20 protein-coding genes are annotated in these 25484 nt (G+C 48.9%); 5 read left to right on the top strand and 15 right to left on the bottom strand.

Going from position 1 to position 25484, the window contains the following annotated elements; genetic code table 11:
- Positions 1-230 precede the first annotated feature (230 nt).
- Positions 231-1940, bottom strand: coding sequence for a chloride channel protein (locus KU855_RS01080; protein WP_371316300.1), 1710 nt, complete (start codon positions 1938-1940; stop codon positions 231-233).
- A gap of 39 nt (positions 1941-1979) precedes the next feature.
- On the opposite strand from KU855_RS01080, the gene KU855_RS01075 reads away from it, so the two are divergent.
- Positions 1980-2783, top strand: coding sequence for a DUF6776 family protein (locus KU855_RS01075; RefSeq protein ID WP_218528494.1), 804 nt, complete (start codon positions 1980-1982; stop codon positions 2781-2783).
- Positions 2776-3126, top strand: coding sequence for an iron-sulfur cluster insertion protein ErpA (gene erpA / locus KU855_RS01070; RefSeq protein WP_218528493.1), 351 nt, complete (start codon positions 2776-2778; stop codon positions 3124-3126). Before KU855_RS01075 ends, erpA begins: the two co-directional genes overlap by 8 nt.
- 55 nt (positions 3127-3181) lie before the next feature.
- Here the strand turns inward: erpA and KU855_RS01065 are convergent, their stop codons facing one another.
- The 4 genes from KU855_RS01065 to KU855_RS01050 are packed head-to-tail and all read right to left on the bottom strand — an operon-like array spanning position 3182 to position 7697.
- Positions 3182-3571 carry a hypothetical protein gene (locus KU855_RS01065; protein ID WP_218528492.1) on the bottom strand — a complete coding sequence of 130 codons (390 nt, stop codon included), beginning with the start codon at positions 3569-3571 and terminating at the stop codon, positions 3182-3184.
- Between the two features lie 19 nt (positions 3572-3590).
- Positions 3591-3968, bottom strand: coding sequence for a DUF2750 domain-containing protein (locus tag KU855_RS01060; RefSeq protein ID WP_218528491.1), 378 nt, complete (start codon positions 3966-3968; stop codon positions 3591-3593).
- Between the two features lie 42 nt (positions 3969-4010).
- The gene (locus tag KU855_RS01055) at positions 4011-5300 is read right to left on the bottom strand and encodes an alkaline phosphatase (protein WP_218528490.1); all 1290 of its coding nucleotides are present in this window, start codon (positions 5298-5300) and stop codon (positions 4011-4013) included.
- 21 nt (positions 5301-5321) lie between these two features.
- Positions 5322-7697, bottom strand: coding sequence for a S9 family peptidase (locus tag KU855_RS01050; RefSeq protein ID WP_218528489.1), 2376 nt, complete (start codon positions 7695-7697; stop codon positions 5322-5324).
- A 258-nt stretch (positions 7698-7955) separates the two neighbouring features.
- On the opposite strand from KU855_RS01050, the gene KU855_RS01045 reads away from it, so the two are divergent.
- On the top strand, positions 7956-10130 hold the full coding sequence (locus KU855_RS01045) for a winged helix-turn-helix domain-containing protein (protein ID WP_218528488.1): 2175 nt from the start codon (positions 7956-7958) through the stop codon (positions 10128-10130).
- A 38-nt stretch (positions 10131-10168) separates the two neighbouring features.
- Here KU855_RS01045 and KU855_RS01040 read toward each other — a convergent pair whose 3' ends face one another.
- A complete protein-coding gene (locus KU855_RS01040) occupies positions 10169-11269 on the bottom strand; it encodes an anhydro-N-acetylmuramic acid kinase (RefSeq protein WP_218528487.1) in 1101 nt (366 codons plus the stop codon).
- Between the two features lies 1 nt (position 11270).
- Positions 11271-12692, bottom strand: a complete 1422-nt coding sequence (locus KU855_RS01035; protein ID WP_218528486.1) for a peptidoglycan DD-metalloendopeptidase family protein — start codon at positions 12690-12692, stop codon at positions 11271-11273.
- A 123-nt stretch (positions 12693-12815) separates the two neighbouring features.
- On the opposite strand from KU855_RS01035, the gene tyrS reads away from it, so the two are divergent.
- Positions 12816-14012: a tyrosine--tRNA ligase gene (gene tyrS, locus KU855_RS01030; RefSeq protein ID WP_218528485.1), complete on the top strand. Its 1197-nt coding sequence runs from the start codon at positions 12816-12818 to the stop codon at positions 14010-14012.
- A 48-nt stretch (positions 14013-14060) separates the two neighbouring features.
- Here the strand turns inward: tyrS and KU855_RS01025 are convergent, their stop codons facing one another.
- The 8 genes from KU855_RS01025 to gltB form a co-directional block, all read right to left on the bottom strand.
- Positions 14061-14501: a hypothetical protein gene (locus KU855_RS01025; RefSeq protein WP_218528484.1), complete on the bottom strand. Its 441-nt coding sequence runs from the start codon at positions 14499-14501 to the stop codon at positions 14061-14063.
- Positions 14502-14646: 145 nt separating this feature from the next.
- Positions 14647-15057: an ester cyclase gene (locus KU855_RS01020; protein WP_218528537.1), complete on the bottom strand. Its 411-nt coding sequence runs from the start codon at positions 15055-15057 to the stop codon at positions 14647-14649.
- A 61-nt stretch (positions 15058-15118) separates the two neighbouring features.
- Entirely contained in the window at positions 15119-15754 is a 636-nt protein-coding gene (locus KU855_RS01015; protein ID WP_371316299.1) for a trimeric intracellular cation channel family protein, read from the bottom strand.
- Complete coding sequence (locus KU855_RS01010) at positions 15754-16146, bottom strand: DUF2721 domain-containing protein (protein ID WP_218528483.1); 393 nt, start codon at positions 16144-16146, stop codon at positions 15754-15756. Before KU855_RS01010 ends, KU855_RS01015 begins: the two co-directional genes overlap by 1 nt.
- 8 nt (positions 16147-16154) lie before the next feature.
- Entirely contained in the window at positions 16155-17135 is a 981-nt protein-coding gene (locus KU855_RS01005; protein ID WP_218528482.1) for a cobalamin biosynthesis protein, read from the bottom strand.
- Positions 17136-17151: 16 nt separating this feature from the next.
- Complete coding sequence (gene mtnN / locus KU855_RS01000) at positions 17152-17844, bottom strand: 5'-methylthioadenosine/S-adenosylhomocysteine nucleosidase (RefSeq protein WP_218528481.1); 693 nt, start codon at positions 17842-17844, stop codon at positions 17152-17154.
- 264 nt (positions 17845-18108) lie between these two features.
- Positions 18109-19518, bottom strand: coding sequence for an FAD-dependent oxidoreductase (locus KU855_RS00995; protein ID WP_218528480.1), 1410 nt, complete (start codon positions 19516-19518; stop codon positions 18109-18111).
- A gap of 6 nt (positions 19519-19524) precedes the next feature.
- Positions 19525-23973 (bottom strand): glutamate synthase large subunit, encoded by a 4449-nt coding sequence (gene gltB / locus KU855_RS00990; RefSeq protein WP_218528479.1) that lies wholly within the window; start codon positions 23971-23973, stop codon positions 19525-19527.
- A gap of 492 nt (positions 23974-24465) precedes the next feature.
- Here gltB and KU855_RS00985 point away from each other — a divergent pair, with 492 nt between their 5' ends.
- Positions 24466-25410, top strand: a complete 945-nt coding sequence (locus tag KU855_RS00985) for a TIGR01212 family radical SAM protein (protein ID WP_218528478.1) — start codon at positions 24466-24468, stop codon at positions 25408-25410.
- Positions 25411-25484: the final 74 nt, after the last annotated feature.

The following is a 25484-nucleotide window of genomic DNA, read 5'->3' as shown; positions in this document are numbered from 1 at the left end:
CGCGGCTGAACGAGAAGAGTCGTCACGGTGGCCTTGAGCCATCACCATGACCGATAAATCAGGTAGTGAATGTACGCTTGATAAAGAATTGCATCAAGTCGAATCCTAAAATGTTATCAAATGATTGCTAGTTTAGCGGTGCGAATCACACCATCTCAGCTAAAGGCTCGAAATTTTGGCATGTTGGCGGCTTCCGCGAGCAAATAGGGCCGAGCTGGCATGATGCCAGCCTATGCTTGCCCTGCGCGAATGTGTTGCTGCAATTGTTGCCAGCTGATCACGCCGACAATATTGTCAGGACTTGATTGCCAAATATAGAGTTCCCCACGGCGTTTAAGCGCAAGACTCTCATAGGCTTCTTTGAGGGTGGCGTTATCTTCAAGTCCCTGCATCACTTCTTTTATTAGCGGTGATTCATTGCTAACGGAGGGCATGGAAAGGTGCAGCATATTAATCTGCCCTTGGGGATCTTTAATCATCACCGGCCGCCCTTCGGCCCGTTTAAGCACTTCTAATAACAGGGCTTGATCTTGATTGACTATAACGAAGCGGCGGTTCATTAGCGCCCTGACCCCCACTTTTTCTAAGGCCTCATGCAGTGGTGGCTTTTTATAGCCAAGCCCCATCAGTTCGATTTGCTTGAGGAAAATCGAGTCAGTCTTTAAGCCTTGGTAAGCCACCAAATAGGCTAATACAGTGACAAACATGGCCGGCATAATAATGGTGGCGTCATTGGTTAATTCTAATAATGCGGTCAATCCCGCCAAGGGTGCGCCGAGGCAGACTCCCATCATGGCGGTCATCCCAATCACGGTATATAAGCCAATAAAGGGGGTTAACTCCGGAAATATCCACGCACTGATGAGGGCAAATATGGTACCAATTAAGGCGCCAATGCCATACAAGGGGCCAATGAGGCCGCCTGGGATCCCAAGGCCAATCGCCGCGATGGTGGCAATGCATTTAGCCGCGAGTAGAGCCAGCAAAAACAGCATCCCAGGGTGTTCACTGATCACCACCTCAATGGCCAAATCGCCGGTGCCAAGTGCTTGGGGAAGCAACAGACCAATGGCGGAGGTAATGATGCCTGCCAGTAATAAGCGGGCGCTTAAGCCCCAAGGTTGGCTAAGGGCTGTGACCTTGACTAAGGTGCGATTAAATAACGCGGCAAATATTCCGAGGGCGATAGCGACAATGGCTAACAATGGGTAATGTGTCACCGGAATATGAATGACATTGATGCTGTCATATTCATGAATGTTGCCAAACACTAATTGGCTGCTAACGGCTCCGACTAAGGCAGATAGCATGATGGGGAAGAAATAGTGGAGTTTGTACTCACGAACGATGACTTCAAACACAAAGATGACCGCCGCGAGCGGGGCATTAAAGGTGGCGGCTATCCCAGCAGCAATCCCACTGGCACACATAATGCGGACGCTGTTATTAGGCAGGCGCATTTTAGCCGCGATCACGCTGGCAGTCACTGCGCCTAGGTGGATTGCTGGGCCTTCGCGGCCCACGGAGAAATTGCTGGCGAGAGCAAAGAAGGCTTGAAAGAATTGGGCGGCGGCGGATTGCAGTGGCAGCTTGCCGTAATGCAGCTTATAACGATGGATGACGTAAGCGATGCCAAGCCGCTTATAACGTCTAGATCCCAGTTTTGCCACGAGGCGAATTAAAATTGCACCAAAAAGTGGTAACAAGACTCGCCAGTCAGTTGCAATCCCCGTAAAATCCATGATTTGCGCATGGGTGACTGTGTCGGTCCACTCTAATAATAATCGCAGTAAAATGATGACTATTGAGGCGAGCATGGCGGATATGAGCGCCAAAATGCACAATTGCCAACTGGTTTTAGCCACAGATAAATGATCTCTCAGTGGCTGTTTGAGATAGTCATTTAACTGTTCCGCGAGGCGGCGCAAGTTATTTTGCACTGACGTTCCTTGCTGTTAAATGGATAAAAGGTTGAAAGTATGTCAAATACATCGGCGTGGCGCCGGCGCCTAAAAGGTAAAGGTGCGATCCAACGTTCGTCCCATGTCTACATGATGTTACTGGTTTTAGTGGCCTTTTGTCTTGGGGTGATGGCGAGTATTTTTTGGCAAGAGGTGCCGGTTAACGTCAATGTCGCCGAAAAAAAGGAAATCGTCCGTTTACGCGCCGAGTTAGATCAGCGCTCGCAACAGTTAGCCAGTAACAATATGGCGCTGACGGTCGCCTCGCAGGCCAACCAAGATATGCAGCAATTGTTTAATGAGCAAGTGCAGCAATTGTCGCAAGTAAAGCGTGAGCTGGCATTTTATCGCAGCATTATGGCACCAGAACAAGTCGCTGAAGGTATTGCCATCAATACCTTAGAAATTTTGCCCGGCATTGAGCCTGGGCAATTACAATTGCAGTTGGTGTTAACCCAGCTGGAAAAACGTAAACGCTTACTGAAAGGGAAGGCTGAGATCCGCTTTATTGGTCTGCAAGATGGCAAGAGTCAAGAGTTAACACTGGTGTCGTTGACCGGCAACAGTTTGGATTTTAATTTTCGCTATTTTCAAATCTTAGACAGCACATTTAGTTTGCCTGAGGGATTTGAGCTTAAGCAAATCGATGCCAAAATCGTAGTGCCTGCCACCCGTTGGAATAAAGGTGCTCAGGCACAACAAAGCTTTAATGCCGTGGATGTGTTGCAAGGGGCGCAGAGCCCTCAGACAATACTTGAACAAAACACTCAGGTAATAGATAATTCCGAGCAGCAAACAGAGTTAAGAGGTAGTAATGACTGATCAAGCTGAAACAGCGATGCCCATCCGCTTTACCGATGCGGCCGCTGAGAAAGTAAAAAGTCTGCTGGTTGAAGAACAAAATGACGCGCTTAAGTTACGAGTGTATGTGACTGGCGGCGGTTGTTCAGGATTCCAGTATGGCTTTACCTTCGATGAAAAAGTCAACGAAGGTGACTTTACCGTGGAAAAGCAAGGGGTGCAGTTGGTTGTTGACCCAATGAGCTTACAATATCTAGTGGGCGGTGAAGTGGATTACACCTCAGGCCTTGAAGGTTCTCGCTTTTTTGTCAAGAACCCAAATGCCACCACCACCTGTGGTTGTGGTGCTAGCTTCTCGGTTTAATCGCCATAAGCTAATAAAAAAGCCGTTGATTCAACGGCTTTTTTTGTATCTGCGCTTAGGACTGAATGATATTGAAGTTCATCTTTGGTTTAAACCATTGTCGAACTGTTGGCATCAGTGCCACCCATAGCTGTATTCCCGCCAATAACAACAAGCCAGAAATTAACAGCATTTGCTGGAGCATGCTCCAAGCTTGAAGGCGGGTCAGCCAAGCTGGCGCAGTGTCATCAGGGGACATATTGAGTAACAGCGCTAAACCGACCCCGGCCAACGACATCACAGCTGCAATTAACAACATCAGCAACCAAGCTGATTTTTGGCGGCCAATCGTGGCCAGTACCATTAACAGCAGAAGGATTGAAGCGACGACAGCTTGCTGGTAGAGCAAGCCCGAGATAGCCAACAAGGCATAAACGCTCGTTAGCAATAGTAATGGCACTGGCATCTTGCCCCCGGTCATTGACTTAGTGCGCCTGACGTTTAACTAAACGTTCTTCAAGCTCATGGGGCAGGACCACAACGCCCAGATCATCGACTACCGGGCAAATTGCGACGGCCAAATCATCATCTTGCATCCCAGGTACCCAACGCTCTAACCATTCGTTCAATGGGATCGCCAGTGGTTGGCAGTGTTGCCAATCATCGACTGCCCATGAGTTGGCGGCTTCTTCGGTTGGCCACATAGGGATGCAGTCTTCATCATCCGTAGTTAACATCACACAACCATCGTTATCTTGTAGAGTCCAGATAACTTGCTCTTGTTTCACTAGGCTTACCATCAGATCATAGCGACCTTCAGGGGTCATCGACGCGAATTCAGCCGCAGTTTTGCTCTTGCTCATGATTTATCTCTTACCAATAAAGTTGCTTAAGAATATCACAAGCTAGAGCAATCCCAATAATGCTTTGGCTATCTCAGTATTGTCGAGGTGGCCATTAAATAATGCCGAGCCTTGACCATAACTAAAAATTTGCACATCGACGGCATCATGGCCGGTGGTGGTCCAGCCGGTATGGCTTGCTTCATCGATACGGCGTTTGAGGGCTTGCTCTAGTTGCTCTTTATCATCGATAACCGCCCGCAGTTGTTGTTGCTGTTGCGGGTTGAGCGTTAAGCCCATTTGCTCAGCTAGTATGCTGGTCATCGCTTTGGGGCGAGCTTGGAGACTCGCGGCAATATCAGCAGGCATATCGGTGACGGCTTTGACTTGCTTAGCGCCCCATTGATACACCCCTTGGCGCCCTAAACTTAGGCCACCGGTTGAGTGATCGGCCGTGGCCACCATTAAGGTGTTGGGATGTTGATCGATATAGGCTTTAACGAGCTCAAGTGTGGCGGCAAAGTCAGTCATTTCCGCCATGGCGCAACTGATGTCATTGCTGTGACCACACCAATCAATCTGACTGGCTTCAACTACTAGCACAAATCTCTCGGGCGACTGAGACAATAAACGTAAGGCATGCTCCGTCATCTGGCTTAGGCGTAGGGGCTGGCGACTGCCAAGTGCGGGTTCCATGCCTTTATCGCCAAATAAGCCGAGCGCGGGCAGTCGGGTTAGTTGGGCCAAGTTGTCAAGGTTATCGACATATTGATAGCCATGCTGTTTAAGTTCACTGACGAGATCTTTGTCTTGGCGAATAAAATACTGTTGGCCGCCACCTAACATCAGGTCGGCGACAGGCTGGCCCTTGATGAGGTTGGTTAAGTATTCATCGGCTATTTCATTATAATTCCGCCGGCTCTTATTGTGCGCTAAAAAGCTGGCGGGAGTGGCGTGATTAATTTGCGAGGTCACCACCATGGCGGTTTGATAACCTTGTTGCTTGGCGATTTCAAGTAAGCTCGGCAAAGGGTGCTGCTGCGGGTCTACGCCAATGGCGCCGTTATAGGATTTTGTTCCTGAGGCCAGCGCTGTCGCTGAGGCCGCAGAATCGGTGACCCAAGTGTCATCATCTGGGTAGGTGCTAGCCATGCCGGTGAGCAATTGGTCAAAAATGGTTTTATCAAGCTCTGGCGTCGCTGGGTTGTCACTAAAGTATCGGAACGCGCTGGTATAGGCCGGCCCCATACCATCGCCAATAAGATAGATAATATTGGTCGGCGCTGGTGTTTGTGCGAGCGCGGTACTTGAGCACAAGCTAGCGGCCAGTAGGGTTGCAGTGAGTGTTTTCATGAGCATCCTTTCAACAGGTAATTAATCAGCTAAATGTTGTTGTAACCACTGACTCTGTTCCCACCAGAGCTGTGCCAGTGATTGTTTGGCTTTATAGCTATGACCTTCATAGGGCAGCATCACCAGTTTCGCCTTGCCGCCAAGCCCATCGAGGGCATCAAACATGCGTTGGGATTGCATGGGATAAGTGCCAGAGTTGGGATCGGCTAGCCCGTGGATCAGTAACAAGGGCTCTTTGATTTGGTGGGCATAAGTAAAGGGGGACATTTGTAGGTACAAGTCAGTGGCTTGCCAATAATCACGACCTTCCGATTGAAAACCAAAGGGGGTGAGACTGCGGTTATAGGCACCACTTCGGGCAATCCCAGCGCTAAATAAGTCGGTATGTGCTAGCAGGTTACCAACCATAAAGGCGCCATAAGAGTGGCCACCGACGGCGATCTTTCCTGGCGCGGTGATGCCCATCTCGACCACAGTATCGACAGCGGCTTGGGCGTTAGCGATGATTTGAGCGCGAAAGTTATCGTTAGCTTTGCCGGTTTGGCTGGCCACGATAGGCATGGATAACTTATCGAGCACGGCGATGCCTTGGCCCGCGAGGTAGATGGGGCTACGCGGGCTAATACGTAAGTATTTATTGGGAGAATAGGTTGTTTGTTGGGCGACCTTTTCATCCTGAAATTCACGGGGATATGCCCACATCAGCAGCGGCAGTGGTCCTTGGCTTACATCGTACCCGGTGGGTAAATATAATTCACCAGATAACATCAAGCCGTCTTCGCGGCGAAATTGTAGGGGTTGTTTGGTCACTCCCGCGAGGCTGTGGGCGTTGGCGGGGGCTTGGTAGAGTGTCTTACCTGTGTGGGTACCAGAGACTAACTTAAGCGCGGGTGGCTGAGTGGCTGATTCAGTTCGGATCAACAGTTGCAGTGGCTCAAGATTGATAACCTTAATGACATATTCAAGGCGATCTGGAGCAGACTGCCATAAAATTTCACTGTGATTATCACTCAGACGGGTGCGTTTAAGCGCTGGGCGTTGGCCTTGTTCGAAATAGCCTAAGCTACTATGTACCACGTGACCGTCCTCGATGGCCACTAAGTGTTGGCCATCGAGGAGTCGCTGATGTAAGCGACCTGGATCGCTGTACTTATCGCGCAGACTGCGTTGATACCAAGTAGAAAACTTGCCTGTCGGCGCCAACACAGACACGGTTTGTTGCTGCTGATATCTGTCCTGTTGATAGACTATGATGCTGCCATCGTCGCCATAACGGGTGTGGCTGATACGCCCTGGCGTTGCTAGGCGTTGTTTACTTTCCCCATTGGGGTAGGCTGCGGTCATTATGCTATCACGCAGCGCTAACTTGGATTGACTGACGCCTTTATCTAACGCCTGATACCACACTAAGGTAGCCGCTTGAGCTGGGTGCCAATGGTGGTGGCGAGGTCCTGCAGACGTGGCGTTTTTACCTCGTGCCTGATGTTCTTTTGATGCGATTTGTGTCAGCGGCTGCAGTTGTTGAGTGTGGCGATCAAACACCGAAATGGCACGGCTAAAACCGCTGTATCTGACCTTATATGAAAACGGCAAACTTAATTCGTTTACCAATAAATAGCGATTATCAGGCGATAATACTTGGCTCGCGTAGTGGCCAATTGGCCCGATATCGTTAAGGCGATTTTCGATAGACCATTCACTGATCTGGGCATGGGTAAGGGCGGCAAAACGGTCGGCATCGTTAGCATTTTTTAAGAGATTGGCATAGGTTCTTTGTCCCGGGCGTCCTTGAGTCTCGCGAATGATCAAGGCTTGCGATGGTGCATAAGGAGGGCTGATAGCTTGTTGGTCAGTTTGGCCGCGATATATGATGCCTTGACTATTAGCGAGCCATTGGTAGTCGAATCCTAAGATGCCATTGACGGGTCTGGGGCTCAGGTTGACGCTAGCTCTGGCCGTCAATGTTAATGTCAGTAATTGCGGTTGGTTAGTGGCTAAGGTGATGGCGCTTAAATGGCGGCTATCGGGCGAAAATTTGATGGCTGTTAGCGGGAAATAGTCTGCTAAAGCAGAAGTGTTGAGCAATTGGCCATTGGTTAAGTCAATTAATTCGATGGCTTGATATTGACCGCTAATATTGGCCGCTCGACTTTGGTGCGCATGTAATTCTAGTCCGGCTAAGTAGCGCTTGGGCTGGGATAATTGCGCAATGTCAGGAGTTGAAATCGGGGTGGCCAGCAGCATCAATTTGCCATCACGGGAGACCTTAGTGCTAGGAAAAGCTTGAGTGGCCAACACTTGCTCGAGTAACGGTGAGCTGGCTTGGTATTCGTTGGCAAAAAGGGTGTCGCTCATTGACCAGAGTAACAACAAGGTCAAAATCAATCGGCTATGCATACAAGGTCACCTTGAGTCGAAGTAAAACTGTGTCGGAACGAGTGCCGGACATCGTCTTGATAGTTACGCCGATCAAGATTAATGTTAATGGCTGATCCCTTGTAAAGAATATTGGCAATAACAACAACTAAGTGAGAGTCACTTTTAGCCTGTTTAAATCTCTACTAAACATCTATTCCTTTAATTATTAGTTGCTTACATTTGCTGTGAATGTTAATTTTGAGTGGCAAAGATGTGTGGTAATGATGGGTGATTTGGATGACAACAATCATAACAACCGAATTCTGGTTACGAGATCTTGGCAGCGACCTCATGCAGCCGATGAGCTGTAAAGTGGTACCGAATGAGCATTGCTTACACTTTTATCCAAGTGAACCTGTGCTGGCGAGCCAAGATCAAGACAGTTTACCCGAGCCGACGCTTACGGTCAGTTTGCAAGCCAAATTTATGGAGTTGTTGTGTGCGTTAGCTGCGGCGGCGCCCGAGGTCGTTAGTCGTGATCAGCTCATCTTGCAAATTTGGGATGGCAATCAATACGTCGGTGAAAAAGCGCTGACCAATGCCATATGGCACTTACGTCAACAGTTAGCAGAACTGACCCCCGCCAATGATGCCATTGCGACCGTACGAAAACGGGGTTATCGTCTGGCCCTCGATGTTGTTCGCCCGCCGGTGAGTGACACTGTCCCTGAGATGCCGACCGTTATGGTCACTAAGCTTGCTTGGCTTAGGCCTTGGCATATTCGTGGTCTGGTTGTGGTGCTCGTGAGTTGGTTGGCATGGACCTGTTATCACTTATGGGGGGATTACCAACAGCTGGCTACACCGACCTTAACGACGTTAACCCATGACCCCGGTTCGGAGCGATTCCCGGAGGTATCTCATGATCATCGCTGGCTGGTCTATGGTGCCTATCAGCCCGGTAAGTCGGCTAATCTTTATCTGAAATCATTAACAGATGAAGAGGCTTCCGTGCGGCGACTGACCTCAGATAGTAGCCGAGAATATCGCGCCATTTGGAGTATCGATGACAGCAGCATCTATTACGCCAGTCGCAGTTTACACCAATGCTGGTTCACTCGTTTTATTTTAGCCACCGGAGAAACAGAGCAAATTTTGCCTTGCTCAAGCACTAACTCAGCCCTAAGTATCAGTCCTGATGGTCGCCGTTTAGCCATTATTTCAAGCCTAGATAACAGCGAGGTAAGTGGCATATATTTAGTGGATTTAGACGATGAAAATTTTAATTATCAGCGTTTATCTTGTGAGCAAGATTGCGGTTACCGTGACCGTGATATGGCGTTTAGCCCCGATGGTACGCGCTTAGCCATTGCGCGGCGTTTTAGTAACATTTCCGAAGATATTATTGTCTATGATCTCGCCACTCAGACTGAGCAGCGTTTGACTAATGGCTTGGAAGATATTCAAGGGGTAAGTTGGCATCCCGATGGACGCAGAGTCGTCTATTCACAAGAAAAGTCAGGTCAAACTCAAGCTTATGTACTCGATAGTGACAGTGGTGACATTCACAGCTTAGGGATTGAGCAAATCAGTTATCCCAAATTTATTCCGGAATCAACGGAACTGGTCTTTGCCAACTATTTACGGCGCTATAATGTGTCGGCTATCAAGCTCGATAATGACTATGTCTATGCACCATTTCCAGTGTTCCATCAACAGCATAATACTCGTGATGCCCATTATTCACCCCAAAATCATCGGCTTGTGTATATTTCCAATCAAACCGGCTATTACGAGATTTGGACCAGCGATCTTGATGGCAGTCATCCGCTGCAACATACCGATCTTAAGCGGCGGGTGGCCTATCCCCGTTGGTCTGAGGATGGTCAACAAGTCAGCTTTTTAGCGCAAGACGATCAAGGGTCTGGTAATCGGATCTACTTATTGAATATTCGCTCTGGGCGGATCTCGATGGTGAGCTCGGTTTATCGCGATCATAGTCGCCCGTTTTGGTCTACCGATGGCAAAACCTTGTATGCCTCCACCGAAGATAATTTAGTCGCCTTCGATCTCGACACCCAAACGCCGCCGACTCGGATTGGTATCGATTTACATCATGGGATGTTCAGTGGCGACACCTTGTATTTTACCCGTGGAGATAAGCCCGGCCTGTGGCGATGGCAGTTTGTGGGTGAACCGCAATTAGCGGTGGCAGACAGCATTTTTGATGAAGACTATAACTGGGTAGTTTCAGGCAATGATTTATGGTTTCGAGACCGTCAAAGTGACTACCAGCAAATTAACCATTATGACCTGCAGCAACAGCAGCTGACGCCCTTGATCCGATTAGAGCCATCGAGCCTCAGCTCTTTTGGCTCTTTTAGTGTCGATACTCACAACAAGCGTTTGTTTGTCACCGAGGCGGGAGTCCCGCAGCGGGATATTATTAAACTAACTCATCCCGCGCTGTAATAGCGTTAGCAGCTGACTTAGCCCCTGACACTGGAAGATTATTGGGCACAATACAGGGCCCCTAATATGCCGGGACGATTGGCGCCGGTGACTGCCGGTAAATTGGCGCATAAGCCTTGTTTAAAGCGCAAGGCTAACCATGCAAAGGCGATGGCTTCAACCCAAGTTGGCGATACCCCTAACTGTTCGGTTGTTAGCACAGCTTGACTCGGCAAGAGTCGTTGTAATCGACGCATTAATTCACCGTTAAACGCACCGCCGCCACAAATAAATACTTGGGCGTTAGGGTCGATGGCGGTGATATCGTTGGCAATGCTATGGCAGGTCAAGTCCAGTAAGCTTGACTGGATATCGGCATCGGCTAAATGCGAGAAGTCAGCAAGCTGGTGGGATAACCAAGCTTGATTAAATAACTCGCGGCCGGTGCTTTTAGGGTAAGGTTGGGCAAAATAGCTATGGGATAACATTTGCTGCAACAGGTCCAAGTCAGTCTGGCCTTGTTTAGCGAAATCACCATCTTTGTCATAGGGTTGCTGATGACACTGTTGCATCCAATAATCGATAAGTACATTGCCAGGTCCGGTATCAAAGCCTAAAACTTGCTCGGCATTTCCCGGTAAATAGGTAATATTGGCCATGCCGCCAATGTTGACTATCATTCGCGCCGATTTACTGGCAAAGACTTGTTGATGAAAGGCCGGTACTAGTGGGGCGCCTTGTCCACCTAAGGCAATATCCTTGCGGCGAAAATCGGCAATCACATCAATGCCGGTCAAGACCGCCAAGGTATTAGGATCGCCAATTTGCAGGGTAAAGCTCACCTCTAGATTGGGCATATGTCGTATGGTTTGACCATGACAACCAATCGCGGTGACTTGGGAAGGACTCACGCCCGCCTTTTTAAGCAGGGCATTGGTCGCTTTGGCACATAACTCGGCGACGGTGCGATCTAACCGGCCTAAGCGGTTAATTTCATCGCTCGCAGGCTGGCACAATCGCTGCAACCCTTTGCGTAAATGATCAGGCATCACCTCGCTATGAGCGCAGACTAGTTGCGGCGTGCCACTAAAATCAACGAGGACGGTATCAACACCATCCATGCTGGTGCCTGACATGATGCCAATATACAGTGCGGTCATATTAATTCTCGTTGGCTAACGCCGTGGTTTGCGCCGGTAATGATGATTGATATTTGCCTAATTTTGCCATCAGTTGCTGACTCAGCACTAAGAAATCCTGTTTTTGGCTACGCGCAATCGACTCGGCTTTAGGTAAGTTGATAGTTCTTGGGTTTCGGTGTACGCCATTAACAATGAACTCGTAATGCAAATGAGCCCCTGTTACTCGGCCGGTGGCGCCCAAAGTACCGATGACTTGGCCTTGCTTGACGCTTTGGCCACGCTTCACCTTTTTCGACTTGAGGTGTAAATACTTGGTGGTATAGGTGTCATTATGTTTAATAAAGACATAGTTACCATTGTACTGGTTATAGCCAGCCTCAATCACACGTCCGCTGCCCGCGGCTTTAATGGGCGTGCCGACGGCAGCCACATAGTCGACCCCTCGATGAGCTTTTACTCGCCCCGTGACTGGATGCAAGCGTTTGGGGTTAAAGTTGGAGCTGACGTATTTAAAATCCACTGGGGAGCGTAAAAATGCCTTACGCATGCTGTTGCCAGATTCGGAATAATATTGGCCATCGGTATATCGAACCGCAGTGTAGCGATCCCCTTGGTTAACAAATTCGGCCGCTAATATGTCGCCACTGCGCAGAAACTCACCGTCGGCATATTCATCGTCATAAATTAAGGTGAAGCTATCACCGGCACGCAGATCAAGCGCAAAATCGATATCCCAACCAAAGAGGTTGGCCAATTCCATGATTTGCCCTGGCGATAATCCGGCGCTGACTGCAGCATTCCAAAAATTGGATTTAATAGTGGCATGGGCAAAGCGCTGCCGGCGCTCTACCGATTTAGTCTCTACCTCGGCGCTAAATTTACCATCGAATTGTTTGCGGATAAGCAGGGTGCTGATGGCATCAATTTGGCGGTCAAGGCCGGCTAATTTGCCGTCTTCATCACTGAATAATATTAGGGTGTCGCCGGGCATTAACTTTAACAGGTAAGGCTTGGCAGACTTAACTTGGGTAATATCATATACATCGCGTGCACTGTAACCGGCACGTTGAAAAATCGCCGCTAAGGTATCGCCGGGCTTAACCGTTACCTGTTGACTATTTAATTGTGGTCCAAACTCGGTGACTAACTCGGGTGTATCCGTCGCTAGCGCCGGGGTGTCAGCGATGGCTGGGGCTTGATCTCTGGCCGTGAGTAATGCGGTTGGCGTGCTGGCACCGGGGGGCGTTGGCGCGCGAAATGCCAAGGGGGTATCAAATGCCTGTGGCTGGTCTGTTTGGGACACGGATTTATGCGCTTGTTGGCTGGCCGTAGACTGCTCTGCTGGCAACATAAATATTACTAAGATGATCAACAATAACAAACTGAGCAATATTTGGTGCATTTTGGGTAACAGTTTGATCAGGGTAATAAGCTTTGCCATTGATGCAGATACCAAATTCCGGTGAATAGCGACTCTAGAGTTAGTGTACACACTTTCATTTGCTCAGGCTAACAAGTAACATAGCTCTTTTGATTTTTTTGGCTCTGAGGAGTAGCGGCGGCAATGGCGGATTTAGACCAAGTATTGGCAGAAATTAAACGTGGTACAGATGAGATTTTGCTGGAAGCAGATCTGCTGGAAAAACTGAAAGAAGGGCGGCCGTTACGGATTAAATTAGGCGCCGATCCGACCGCGCCTGATATTCATCTTGGTCATACAGTTATTCTGAATAAAATGCGTACTTTTCAGGAGCTGGGTCATGAGGTTATTTTCTTAATTGGTGACTTCACTGGCATGGTGGGTGATCCTTCAGGCAAAAATAGCACTCGCCCGCCGCTGACCCGTGACCAAGTGCTCGCGAATGCTGAAACTTATAAAGAGCAAGTCTATAAAATTTTAGATCCGGCCAAAACTCGAATCGAGTTCAACTCAAGTTGGCTTGAAAGCTTAGGAGCTGCGGGCATGATCCGCTTAGCGTCTCAGCAAACCGTGGCTCGCATGATGGAACGCGATGACTTTAAAAAGCGTTATGCTGGCGGTCAATCCATTGCCATTCATGAGTTTATGTACCCATTGTTGCAAGGCTATGATTCGGTTGCCTTAGAAGCTGACGTTGAGTTAGGCGGTACCGACCAGAAATTTAACTTGTTGATGGGCCGTGAATTGCAAAAGTCTGCCGGCCAAAAGCCGCAGACAGTGATCATGATGCCATTGCTCGAAGGCTTAGACGGCGTGAAGAAAATGTCTAAGTCGGCGCACAACTATATTGGCGTCAGTGAAGCGCCGGATGAGATGTTCGGTAAAATCATGTCGATTTCTGATGAGTTGATGTGGCGTTACTATGAGTTGTTGTCTTTCCGTCCTTTGACCGACATTGAACAGCTCAAAGCCGATGTCGCGGCAGGGGCTAATCCTCGTGATGCTAAAGTGGCGTTAGCTCAAGAGATCATCGCTCGCTTCCATGACGACGCAGCGGCCGTCAAAGCCTTGGAAAACTTTGTGGCTCGTTTTCAGAAGGGCGCTATCCCTGAGGATATCGAGGAAGTGACCTTAGCCGCCGGTGACGGTATGGCCATTGCCAATGTACTTAAAGACGCAGGCTTAGTGGGTTCGACGTCTGACGCTATGCGCATGATCAAACAAGGCGCAGTCAAGATGGACGGTCAAAAGCTTGAAGACACCAAGTTGCAGCTTAGCGCGCCCATGGTGTGTGTATTGCAAGTGGGTAAGCGCAAATTTGCTAAGGTGACCTTGGCATAAGCTAAGCCATTTAAACCTCACAATGCCAGCAGTTCGCTGGCATTGTTGTTATTGGCAGGCTTGAGTTGAGAACACCGCTTGAGATTGACAACGCCAGCTTAAACTGGCTCGGTGAAGATGCCAGCCGTGTTGACTGTCGAGAGTCACGATTAACAACATTTGCGGCTCTTCCTTCGTGGCTGGGCTCAGTAAATAGTAGTCATGATACTGGCCTTCAATGTTGTGCTTGATGGTCTCAAAGGATTGGCCCGCATAGATTTTAGCGATTTGTTGTGGTGACTGTGCCCAGGGTTTGCCTAGCTGTTGTGCGTCATCCAGTCGTTGGTTGAAATGATGCACGGGTCTTAGGGCGAATGACACGACAATTGGGTCATTGGCGGCGGGCGTGGCCGCGACACCATACTGGGGTATAACTAAGGCTATGCTCAGCGATATCGCGCGAATTAACCACTGCAACATAGGTTTGAAAATGTTGGCTAATAAATTCATTTATAAGCATTTTATCAAATCAAATATCCATTTTGACTCTCAGGAATGCGATAGGTTCCAACCGAAATATGATATTTAGTTCAAACGATAACCATCGTCACGGATAGCGAATAAATAGCTTCGTGAGCCGGGCGTGGAGTGGGGACTATTGAGTTTGTAATTGGTCTTGCATCGTTTGGTAATCAATCAAGTCTAAGTGTTCTTTGACTCGCTCTGTCACCATGTCTAACTTGAGTGTGGTAACGCCTGGGATCGCGATATTAATGATTTTGCCAGGTTTGCCAAACAGATCGCCTGGGCCTTTGAACTGGTAACTCCCGATCATCACGACTAACGAGCCTGAATTGTACATATGCTCGACATTGAAGCCATATTCAAGCACCCCTTGATGAGCACGTTTGAGAAACTCAATAATATGGCGTTCACCAATATATTCACGTCCAGCGGTGCGGTCATTAAAGACAGTTTCCCTATCATAAAAACTATAGAGAGCTTCATAGTTATGTTCGGATAAGGCCTGCATATAGGTCATGGCCAGTTGCTGCTCTTGTGGCATTTCCCCACTCGCCCATAACGGGCCACTGACAACTAGCAAAATGAAGTACAAAAATTTCACACTAAAATCTCTTCGAGTCAGTATTAAACGCCGGCAAGCTTAAGTTCCAGCGAATGGCGGCTAAACGAATGCTTAAGGTCACCAACATGGCCAGCACAGTGGCAAGGGTATTAGGCATCGCCAAGCTAACACCTAGGCTGTAAGTGATGGCGCCGAGTATTGCAGCGGTAGCATAAATCTCGCTGCGCAGTACTAACGGTACTTTGCGGCATAACATGTCTCGAATAATGCCGCCTCCAACGCCAGTGATCAAGCCCATCACCACACTTCCCATCCCAGAAATACCATAATCCAGTGCTTTTTCAACCCCGATGATAGTAAATAATGCTAAGCCAAAGGCATCGGCGATTGGCAGCAATAACGGGTTAATTTTGGCGGGATAGCGAACCATTAATCGTGTCATAAATACGGTTAGTAATATACAAATCAGGTAATTACTATCAGTTAACCAAAACACAGGCGTTGCGCCAATCAAGGCATCGCGGATGCTACCGCCGCCAACGGCAGTGACGGCGGCCAGTACGATCACCCCAAATGGGTCCATACGATGTTTTGCGGCAGCTAAGGCTCCGGTGAGTGCAAACACTGCGGTACCAGCCATATCAAAGACATAGATCCAACTGACGTGCGTCATCATTATTGGCTCATTTCCTTTAAATGAATATTCAAGGCATCCACTGAAATACGGATTTCAACCACAGATAAAATTAACGAATACAAGAGCAACAATAAACTGGCGCCGAACACCAAAGAACCACTCTTATTAAAGCCTAAATAAATCATCATCATACTCAGTACGCACAGGGCAAAACTGAGAACGCCCGCTTCTTGCATGCGGCGGATCAGGCTGATGCGTTGCCGCAAGTTTTTAATTTGAGCTTGTTGTACCGGCACCTTACTGCCACTGAAATTACGAATCAGCGCGGCTAACGAGAAAAATCGATTGGTGTAGGCTAGCAACAATAAAGAAATCGCTGGAAATAATAATGCCGGTGTCGTTAAAGACAAGGGAGCAACATCGATGAGCATAACGCGTCCTATGAGCTAGCGATTACACGCAGCGAGATCCACACCAGTGGTAAGCTGCTGCATAAACAGATGATAAATAGTTGGCTGCGTCGCACCAAGCTCGCGGCTTGGGCGATGGTCGCGGCATAGGGCTCAGTGCCGTAATCAATTTTTGTCCTAGACACTTTATGGCCATCAAACATCACAGGTCCGCCTAAGCGCGTGGTTAAACTGCGAGCCCCGATGGTGAGGCTTGTGGGCAGTTGTGACTCGCCGCGGGTGCTCGCCAGTGCTTTGAGAGGTAAGCTTTGATGATTCAAGATGGCCATCACCCATTGCCACACCAGCTCGGGTAACCATTGCAATACTCGATTGAGGCGAGTAATCGACTGAGCAAAGGCGTGATACCTCGGGTGTTGAATTGGCCAGCAAAATGCAAGTTCATTGACCATTCTGGCCAAGAGCACCAAGGCCACCCCACCGATAGGAAAGTAGCATAGACAGGTGAGTAAAGTACGAGCCGGAGTGGTGAGTTGTGATTCAATGGTGAGTTTACTGATGCCAATGACCGATAAGGCTTGGGTATCGACATTCACTAACGAGTGCAGTTGTAACTTAGCTAATGCTTTATTGCCCACTAATAATTGCGTTTGAATCGCTGTGGCCACGCGGTTGACTTGGACCCCAATCAAGCTGATATACAGAATGATGCCTTCAAAAAACCAGGGGTAATAGGCCAGAGTCGGCAATAACACCATGATTAACCAAAAGGGGACGATCAAGAGTAAGGCGGCCAAGGTGCCGGCAAGATTTTGCTGAAAGCGCGAGTTGGTCGGGCGACAGGTTTTGTCAGCTAAACTGCGGGCTAATCTTTGCCAATAGTAAGTCGGCGTCCATGCTGGGGATAAGGGGAATTGGTAGGCTAGGACTAAGGTCACCAACACCATGGCAAAGCTGCCGATGAGTTCGGCGTCTTGGGTGAGTAAGGTATTGATGACCTGATTATCCATAATCTTCTCTATGGGATTAGAGCTGTTTTAAGAGCGCCATCACCATTAATGCCGAGTGATATCCGGCTTTGACTATGTAAGCATCGAAGTCCACGGGCGAGTCATTATTGGCGTTATCGCTTAATGAGCGGATGACCACGAACGGAACCTTGAACTGGTGACATGTCTGCGCAATCGCTGCGCCTTCCATTTCACAGGCTGCCATCGTCGGGAAGTGCTCCAACATGATTTTGGTGCGGGCGGGATCACAAATGAAGCTATCACCAGTGGTAATTAAGCCTTCAATGGCTTGCACTTCACCCAGCTCGGCGATGGCCGCTTTGGCGGCAGCAACTAAGTTGGCATCAGCAATAAACGCCGCCGGTTGTTGCGCCATTTGCCCGATTTCATAACCAAATGCCGTTACATCGACATCGTGATGGCGGACTTCGCTCGAAATAACGATATCGCCAATGGCTAAGGTATCGACAAAGCCACCCGCACTGCCGGTGTTGATCACGGCATCAGGGGCAAAACGGTCGATTAATAAAGTGGTGGCTATGCTGGCCGCGACCTTACCAATGCCACTGCGAGTGACGATGACTTGTTTGCCGTTGAGTTCACCCTCAACAAAATCAATGCCTGCAATAGTGTGAGAGACGCTGTCATTGAGGGCGGCTATCAAGTGCACCACTTCGGGCTCCATTGCGCCAATAATACCGATTTTCATCATCATGCCTTGTTAAGGTAGTAAAGCCCGTACTATAGCGTTTTTGCGCCAATGAAAAAAGCGTACTTAGGCCAATTAATTAGGTCGTGGTTGGGGGTTGTTTGTTTGGCGATGGGAAATGTTGGGGATTTAGACTGATAAGCTTAGCAGGCGGGGCAAACATCGTGGTATTTCAAGGCGCTTGTGTCGCTAAGCTAGCCTAATAGCCAACATAACAAGAGCCAAGCCAACAACCGAGGTTGTTGGCTTGGGAATTTGGCGTGGTTATTCGCTTAAATAACTTAATATTCCCAGCGCAGCTCGGCGTCCTTCGTCGATGGCAGTCACCACTAAATCAGAGCCTCGCACCATATCGCCCCCTGCAAACACTTTGGCGTGGCTGGTTTGAAATGGCTTATCACTGTCTTTTGCCGCTTGTACCCGCCCACTGGCATCGGTGTTGATTGCAAAGTCGTTAAACCAAGGCGCGGGGCTCGGTTGAAAACCAAAGGCAATAATTACGGCATCGGCGGCGAGTATTTGCTCGCTGCCTTCAATGATTTGCGGGCGTTGACGGCCAGAGGCATCTTTGGCCCCGAGCTCAGTTTGAGCGCATGCTAATCCGATGACCTTGCCGTCTCGATGACAGATTTGCGTCGGCTGGCGATTAAATAAGAACTCCACGCCTTCTTCCTTGGCATTTTGTACCTCACGCCGAGAGCCGGGCATATTAGCTTCATCGCGACGATACACACAGCTCACTTGACTGGCACCTTGACGAATGGCTGTGCGCACGCAGTCCATGGCGGTGTCGCCGCCACCGAGTACCACGACTTTTTGCCCTTGCAAATTAAGGTATGGAAACTGGGGATGGGCTTGTCCCATGAGCTGATTAGTATTACCAATCAAGTAGGGTAGGGCTTGGTACACACCTTGGCTATGCTCGCCCTCGAGAGCGGCTGGCATGGCTGTGTAAGTCCCCATTCCCAAGAATACGGCATCGTATTCGTCTAAAATCGTTTTAAAATCGATGTCTTGACCTATGGTGATACCGAGACGGAATTGAATGCCCATGCTTTCCATGACAGTGCGACGGGTAGCCATCACACTTTTATCGAGCTTAAACGCAGGAATACCATAGGTTAGCAGCCCGCCAATTTGCGGGTATTTATCAAACACCACCGGTTTGATGCCATTACGAGCCAGAATATCCGCGCAGCCTAAACCGGCCGGCCCGGCACCAATGATGGCGACTTTCTCTGGACGCGGTGTCACTTGGCTTAAATCTGGCCGCCAGCCTTGGGCGATGGCTAAATCGGTAATGTATTTCTCAACGCTGCCAATGGTCACCGCGCCAAAGTCATCATTGAGGGTACAGGCGCCTTCGCATAACCTGTCTTGCGGGCAGACTCGCCCGCAGACTTCAGGCAAGGTATTGGTTTCGTGCATTAACTCCGCGGCTTCAAATACCCGTCCTTGTTTTGCTAGGTTTAGCCAATTGGGAATGTAATTATGCAAGGGGCATTTCCACTCACAATAAGGGTTACCGCAATCGAGGCAACGGTCCGCTTGTTGGGCAACTTCTTCACCTTTAAATGGCTGATAGATCTCTATAAACTCTTTGGCTCGACGGCTCACAGGGTGTTTCGCAGGATCGTGTCGTTGCACTTCGATAAATTGAAAATCATTGCTCATGGCTGGTTACCCCGCTTTAACGGCTAATAGAGCGCTGGTGGAGTCCAGCTTTAATAAGTCGGCAGCATCGATATTTTTGGGCTTGACCAACACGAAGTAGTCTATCCAATTTTCAAAATCATTGAGGATCATCGCGGCATGCTCGCTATTGGTGAGGGCGACGTGTTGCTCTATCAATGATTTTAGGTGTTGTTGATGAATACTGGCACTCACGGCTTGGCTATCGACGAGATCGCGGTTGAGGCGTTTATCGAATTTATTGTATTGATCAAATACATAGGCAAACCCACCTGTCATGCCAGCACCAAAGTTAGCGCCGGTTTTACCGAGCACTACCACAATGCCACCAGTCATGTATTCACAGGCGTTATCACCCACGCCTTCAATCACGGCAATGGCGCCGGAGTTACGCACTGAAAAGCGCTCACCGGCCGTTCCCGCGGCAAATAACTTGCCCCCCGTGGCGCCGTAAAGACAGGTATTACCTATGATGGCCGAGCGTTCGGTTTTAAAGGTGCTTCCTAACGGCGGGAACAAGGTTAATGTGCCACCAGACATGCCTTTACCGACATAGTCATTGGCATCGCCACATAAGGTCATATCAAGTCCCGCACTATTCCAAACGCCAAAGCTTTGCCCTGCGGTGCCTTGCAGTTTCACATGGACGCTCGACTTGCCTCCTTGGCGTCCAAATTGACTGGCGATGGCACCCGATAAGGTTGCGCCTACGGAGCGGTCGGTATTGGCTATGGTATAACTGAGTTCAACATCGGTTTGCGAAGTCAGGGCCGCTTGGCTGTCAGCCAACATGGTTTGATTGAGTAATCCTTTATCTTCTGGTGGATTACGTTCTTGCCAAACTCGGCCGCAACCGGCTACGGGTTGAGGTTGGAACAATATTGCTGATAAATCTAACGCGGCATGTTTGCTGGTATTGCCAGGCGCCATGGTCAGTAAATCACTGCGCCCCACCAATTGTTCCAGTGATGTCATGCCGAGCTTAGCTAAATACTCGCGCACTTCTTCGGCAATAAATTCAAAGTAATTCATGACCTTCTCTGGCAAACCGTGATAGTGATTCTTGCGTAATTGTTGATTTTGAGTCGCCACCCCGGTGGCACAATTATTGAGATGACAAATACGCAGGTATTTACAACCTAAGGCGATCATCGGCACGGTACCAAAGCCAAAGCTTTCTGCACCCAACATGGTGGCTTTGATGACATCGAGACCCGTTTTGAGTCCGCCATCGACTTGCAGTCGTATTTTATGGCGCAAGCCATTGCTGACCAATGATTGATGGACTTCGGTTAAGCCTAGCTCCCACGGACTTCCGGCGTATTTGACTGAGGTGATCGGACTGGCACCGGTACCGCCGTCATAACCTGAAATGGTGATCATATCGGCATAGGCTTTGGCCACACCGGTTGCAATGGTGCCCACTCCTGGCTCTGACACTAACTTGACCGAGACCATGGCGCGGGGGTTGATTTGTTTTAAATCAAAAATGAGCTGAGCTAAATCCTCAATCGAATAAATATCGTGATGAGGCGGGGGTGAAATTAAGGTTACTCCCGGGCGTGAATGCCTCAGACCGGCGATTTCAACACTGACCTTATCACCCGGTAATTGCCCGCCTTCACCGGGCTTAGCCCCTTGGGCAATTTTAATTTGTAGCACTTCAGCATTGACTAAGTAATGGGCGGTGACCCCGAAGCGTCCTGAGGCAATTTGTTTGATGGCTGAGTTGCGTTCGCTGTTAAAGCGACGCGGATCTTCTCCGCCTTCACCTGAATTTGAGCGCCCGCCAAGCCGGTTCATGGCAACCGCTAAGGCCTCATGGGCTTCTGGGCTTAAGGCACCGATACTCATGGCCGCGGTATCAAAGCGAGGGTAGAGACTTTTAGCGGCTTCGACAGCGGATAAGGCCACCGGTGTTTGCTCGGTATTGAGGGTTAATAGATCACGCAACACCGCAATCGGACGATTATCAACATGGTCAACAAAGCGTTGGTATGCCTCTCTATCCTTATGATTGAGCGCCAATTGCAAGCTATTGACGACATCGGGGTTAAAACTGTGGTATTCGCCGCCTTCGACATACTTGAGCAAGCCCCCTTGAGGTAAGGGGAGGTGAGCTTGATAAGCAAGCTGATGTAACAGCCGTTGATCTTGCTCAAAATGCTCAAAGCTGGCGCCTTGAATGCGGCTGACAACACCTTTAAAGCATAAGTCGACCAAGTCATCGGCCAGGCCCACGGCCTCAAATAGCTGCGAACAACGGTAAGAGCCCACGGTGGATATGCCCATTTTTGACATGATTTTTCTTAGGCCCTTATCGATGCCGTCACGGAAATTGAGCATTAAGCGGGTGGTGTCTTGCTCGCCATAGCGCTTCGCCAGCGCCGCAATCGACTCGTAAGTCAAATAAGGGTAGATAGCCGTGGCGCCAAAGCCGAGTAGCACCGCAAAATGATGAGGATCACGGGCCGTGGCAGTTTCGACGATGATGTTAGTGTCACAACGTAAACTGTTCTCTACCAATCGTTGTTGCACGGCACCGACAGCCATTGATGCTGGGATGATTAAGCTGGTGGAGCCTATCGCTCTATCAGATAACACCAGTAAACACGTCCCCATTCTGGCTAAACGTTCAGCCTCGTCTGTGATGCGTTTAATGGCGGTTTCCAAGCCTTCTTCTTGGTCATAACACAGGTTGAGAGTGTCGGCGCGATAGTTGGTTTTATCCAATGACATCAGCTGGTTAAAGTCGCTAAATAACAATATCGGCGAGCCGAACATCACCCGATAAGCATGGCCAGTGGTTTCATTAAAGAGGTTTTGTTCGCGACCGATGCAGGTGTTAAGTGACATCACGTGTTTTTCACGGAGCGGATCGATTGGTGGATTGGTCACCTGAGCAAACTTTTGGCGGAAATAATCGTAAATAGAGCGTTGGCGGGTCGATAACACCGCCATCGGGGTGTCATCACCCATGGAGCCGATGGCTTCTTCGCCCTTGCAGGCCAAGATCCACACAATTTGCTCGAGTTCTTCGCGGCTATAACCAAAGAGTTTTTGATATTGCAGCAATTTGGCGCTGGAAAATTCGCTATTCCCCAGCTTTCCTTGTGGCAGTTGCTCTGCGGGGATTAAGGTTTGGCTATTTTTGGTCATCCATTGGCGATAGGGATGACGACGCTTTAAGTCGTTATCAATTTCAAGTGACTGATACAGACGACCATCTAAGGTATCTAGTACCAATAGCTCGCCGGGGCCAACGCGGCCTTTCTCGATGACTTCATCGGGCGCGTAATCCCAAATGCCCACCTCGGAGGCTAAGGTTAAGATCCTATCTTTAGTGATCACATAACGCGACGGGCGTAAGCCATTGCGATCGACTGCACAGGCGGCATGGCGTCCATTGGTCATCACAATGCCGGCAGGGCCATCCCAAGGTTCCATGTGCATCGAGTTAAAATCGTAAAAGGCTTTAAGATCGTCATCCATTTCTGGATTGCTCTGCCACGCAGGTGGGATCAGTAAGCGCATGGTTCTAAATAAGTCCATGCCGCCAGATAACAGCATTTCCAGCATATTATCTAAGGACGACGAGTCTGATCCAGTTTCGTTAACAAACGGCGCAGCCATTTGTAAGTCAGGCAACAGCGGTGAATTAAATTTATAAGCGCGCGCCCGTGCCCATTGGCGATTGCCGGTGATGGTATTGATTTCACCATTGTGGGCCAAATAACGAAACGGCTGGGCCAAGGGCCACTTCGGCGAAGTATTGGTCGAAAATCGCTGATGGAACAAGCAAATAGCGCTTTGAAGGCGGATATCTGCCAAATCAGGGTAAAACACCGGTAATGCGGCCGGCATCATCAAGCCCTTGTAGACAATAACTTGCCCTGACAGGCTCGGAATATAGAAGTCGTCATCATGGAGTAACTGTTGTTCTATGCGGCGTCTGGCCATATAGAGTCGACGCTCTAAGTCTTTCTCTCGCCAACCAATCGGCGAGTTGATTAACACTTGGCAAATGTTCGGTAGGCTACTTAAGCCGGTACCGCCGAGAGCGTCCTTATCGATAGGCACTTGGCGCCATCCGGCAATACTCAAGGTTTCTTTTTCTAATTCTTTACGGATGATTTGTTTGGCCATGTCGGCCTTGACCGGATCTTGGCTTAAAAATAACATGCCCACCGCAAATTTCCGGCTCAAATGCCATTCTTGTTCTTCGGCAATGGCTTGGAAGAATTTCACTGGCAATTGCATTAACAGCCCACAGCCATCGCCAGTGGCCCCGTCGGCAGCCACACCACCCCTGTGTTTCATTCTATCCAAGCCTTGAATAGCGGTTCGGACAATTCGATGGCTGGGTTCGCCATCCATCTGGGCTATTAGGCCAAATCCACAATTGTCTCTCTCGAAACTAGGATGATATAAGCTCATTCGAAAATCTCCCTTAATACGGCTGAACTAAGCGGGAGAGAATTAAGTTGTGACTGAAATGACAACTTAACAAGCCCTTACCCGGACTCTCCAAATTATCGCCACTAGTGATAAAGGTCAAATGTAAAAATGCATAAAAACTAAATAATAATTTAAATCAAACTCTGAAAATTACTGAGCTTTACGTTAACGTAAACTGGGGCTTTGTTGGTATATCGCTATGTATTATCAGTATTTTATTTTGGGCGCGCCCATGCTTTAAGCTGATCTGTAGATTGTGTCGTTTTGAAGGAAAATGATTTTTTTTGCAAATACAGTGAATAGTCTTCATGTTGGTAATGCCGAGCTAACAGCACGAGTTTATCGGTGCATGGGACGCTAAAGTTTTGCTTATCAGGGGCGGGATCCGCAAAACTAGCATCTTTATGGCAAAATTGGCTGCTAACTAAGCAGAATTCTCTTACAATAGCGCTTTTTTTAGTAGGAGGCTTTGTGGGCCTAGATACTTACATCAATACCTATGGTGCCGCCTGTAAAGCTCGTTTCGGTCAGAAAGTAAAAAAGCTCACCATCGATGCAAAATTCACCTGCCCCAACCGTGATGGCACCTTAGGTAAAGGTGGCTGTACGTTCTGCAATGTCTCTTCTTTTAGTCATGAGGCCGGCACTGATTTGGGCATTAGTGAGCAAATTGCTGAGGGTAAGTTGCGTCAGCGCGACCGGCAGGCCAAAGGGTTAGGTAACAATAAAGATGCGGCAAACGATAAATATATTGCCTATTTCCAAGCATATACCAGCACTTATGATGAATTTGCCGTATTAAAGTCTCGTTATGACGAAGCCATTAAAGATGAACATATTGTCGGCTTAGCCGTCGGTACGCGCCCAGACTGCGTGCCCGATGCTGTGATTGACTTGCTGGTAGATTACCAAGCTCGGGGCTTAGAGGTGTGGTTGGAGCTTGGCTTACAAACGGCCAATGATGCCACCCTTAAACGGATTAATCGTGGTCACGGATTTAGCGAATATGCCCAGACAGTGACCCGAGCCAGAAATGCCGGGCTTAAGGTGTGTGGCCATTTAATTTTAGGCTTGCCCGGTGAAAGTCATCAAGACTATATGCAGACCCTCGCTAAAGTGTTAGCCGTCGGAGTCGACGGCCTAAAAATCCATCCCTTGCACATTGTGGAAGGCAGTACCATGGCCAAGGCGTGGCGCAGTGGTAAGCAAGAATTGATCTCACTAGAAGAGTACGCTTACAGTGTGGGTGAGATGATCCGCGCGACCCCCCCCCAGATTATTTATCATCGCGTATCGGCGTATGCCCAGCGGCCGATGATGTTGGCTCCGGATTGGTGCAGTCGCCGTTGGGATGCAATGGTGGCCATTGAAGACAATTTACGCGCTTATGGTGGCCAAGGCGCGGCCTTATCTTAGGCCGAGTCAGCCTGAATTCGTGAGGGACTAGCGTCACCAGTTTGGGTTTTATTTCACTTAAGATTGTTCTAATA

The organism is Shewanella sp. NIFS-20-20 (assembly GCF_019209865.1).
Taxonomy (GTDB): domain Bacteria; phylum Pseudomonadota; class Gammaproteobacteria; order Enterobacterales; family Shewanellaceae; genus Shewanella.
This window is presented reverse-complemented; position numbering and strand designations above follow the sequence as displayed.

Coding starts and splice junctions, on each gene's coding strand:
- KU855_RS01075 (WP_218528494.1), top strand. CDS start 1,980: ATGTCAAATACATCGGCGTGGCGCCGGCGCCTAAAAGGTAAAGGTGCG.
- erpA (WP_218528493.1), top strand. CDS start 2,776: ATGACTGATCAAGCTGAAACAGCGATGCCCATCCGCTTTACCGATGCG.
- KU855_RS01065 (WP_218528492.1), bottom strand. CDS start 3,571: ATGCCAGTGCCATTACTATTGCTAACGAGCGTTTATGCCTTGTTGGCT.
- KU855_RS01060 (WP_218528491.1), bottom strand. CDS start 3,968: ATGAGCAAGAGCAAAACTGCGGCTGAATTCGCGTCGATGACCCCTGAA.
- KU855_RS01055 (WP_218528490.1), bottom strand. CDS start 5,300: ATGAAAACACTCACTGCAACCCTACTGGCCGCTAGCTTGTGCTCAAGT.
- KU855_RS01050 (WP_218528489.1), bottom strand. CDS start 7,697: ATGCATAGCCGATTGATTTTGACCTTGTTGTTACTCTGGTCAATGAGC.
- KU855_RS01045 (WP_218528488.1), top strand. CDS start 7,956: ATGACAACAATCATAACAACCGAATTCTGGTTACGAGATCTTGGCAGC.
- KU855_RS01040 (WP_218528487.1), bottom strand. CDS start 11,269: ATGACCGCACTGTATATTGGCATCATGTCAGGCACCAGCATGGATGGT.
- KU855_RS01035 (WP_218528486.1), bottom strand. CDS start 12,692: ATGGCAAAGCTTATTACCCTGATCAAACTGTTACCCAAAATGCACCAA.
- tyrS (WP_218528485.1), top strand. CDS start 12,816: ATGGCGGATTTAGACCAAGTATTGGCAGAAATTAAACGTGGTACAGAT.
- KU855_RS01025 (WP_218528484.1), bottom strand. CDS start 14,501: ATGAATTTATTAGCCAACATTTTCAAACCTATGTTGCAGTGGTTAATT.
- KU855_RS01020 (WP_218528537.1), bottom strand. CDS start 15,057: ATGCCACAAGAGCAGCAACTGGCCATGACCTATATGCAGGCCTTATCC.
- KU855_RS01015 (WP_371316299.1), bottom strand. CDS start 15,754: ATGATGACGCACGTCAGTTGGATCTATGTCTTTGATATGGCTGGTACC.
- KU855_RS01010 (WP_218528483.1), bottom strand. CDS start 16,146: ATGCTCATCGATGTTGCTCCCTTGTCTTTAACGACACCGGCATTATTA.
- KU855_RS01005 (WP_218528482.1), bottom strand. CDS start 17,135: ATGGATAATCAGGTCATCAATACCTTACTCACCCAAGACGCCGAACTC.
- mtnN (WP_218528481.1), bottom strand. CDS start 17,844: ATGAAAATCGGTATTATTGGCGCAATGGAGCCCGAAGTGGTGCACTTG.
- KU855_RS00995 (WP_218528480.1), bottom strand. CDS start 19,518: ATGAGCAATGATTTTCAATTTATCGAAGTGCAACGACACGATCCTGCG.
- gltB (WP_218528479.1), bottom strand. CDS start 23,973: ATGAGCTTATATCATCCTAGTTTCGAGAGAGACAATTGTGGATTTGGC.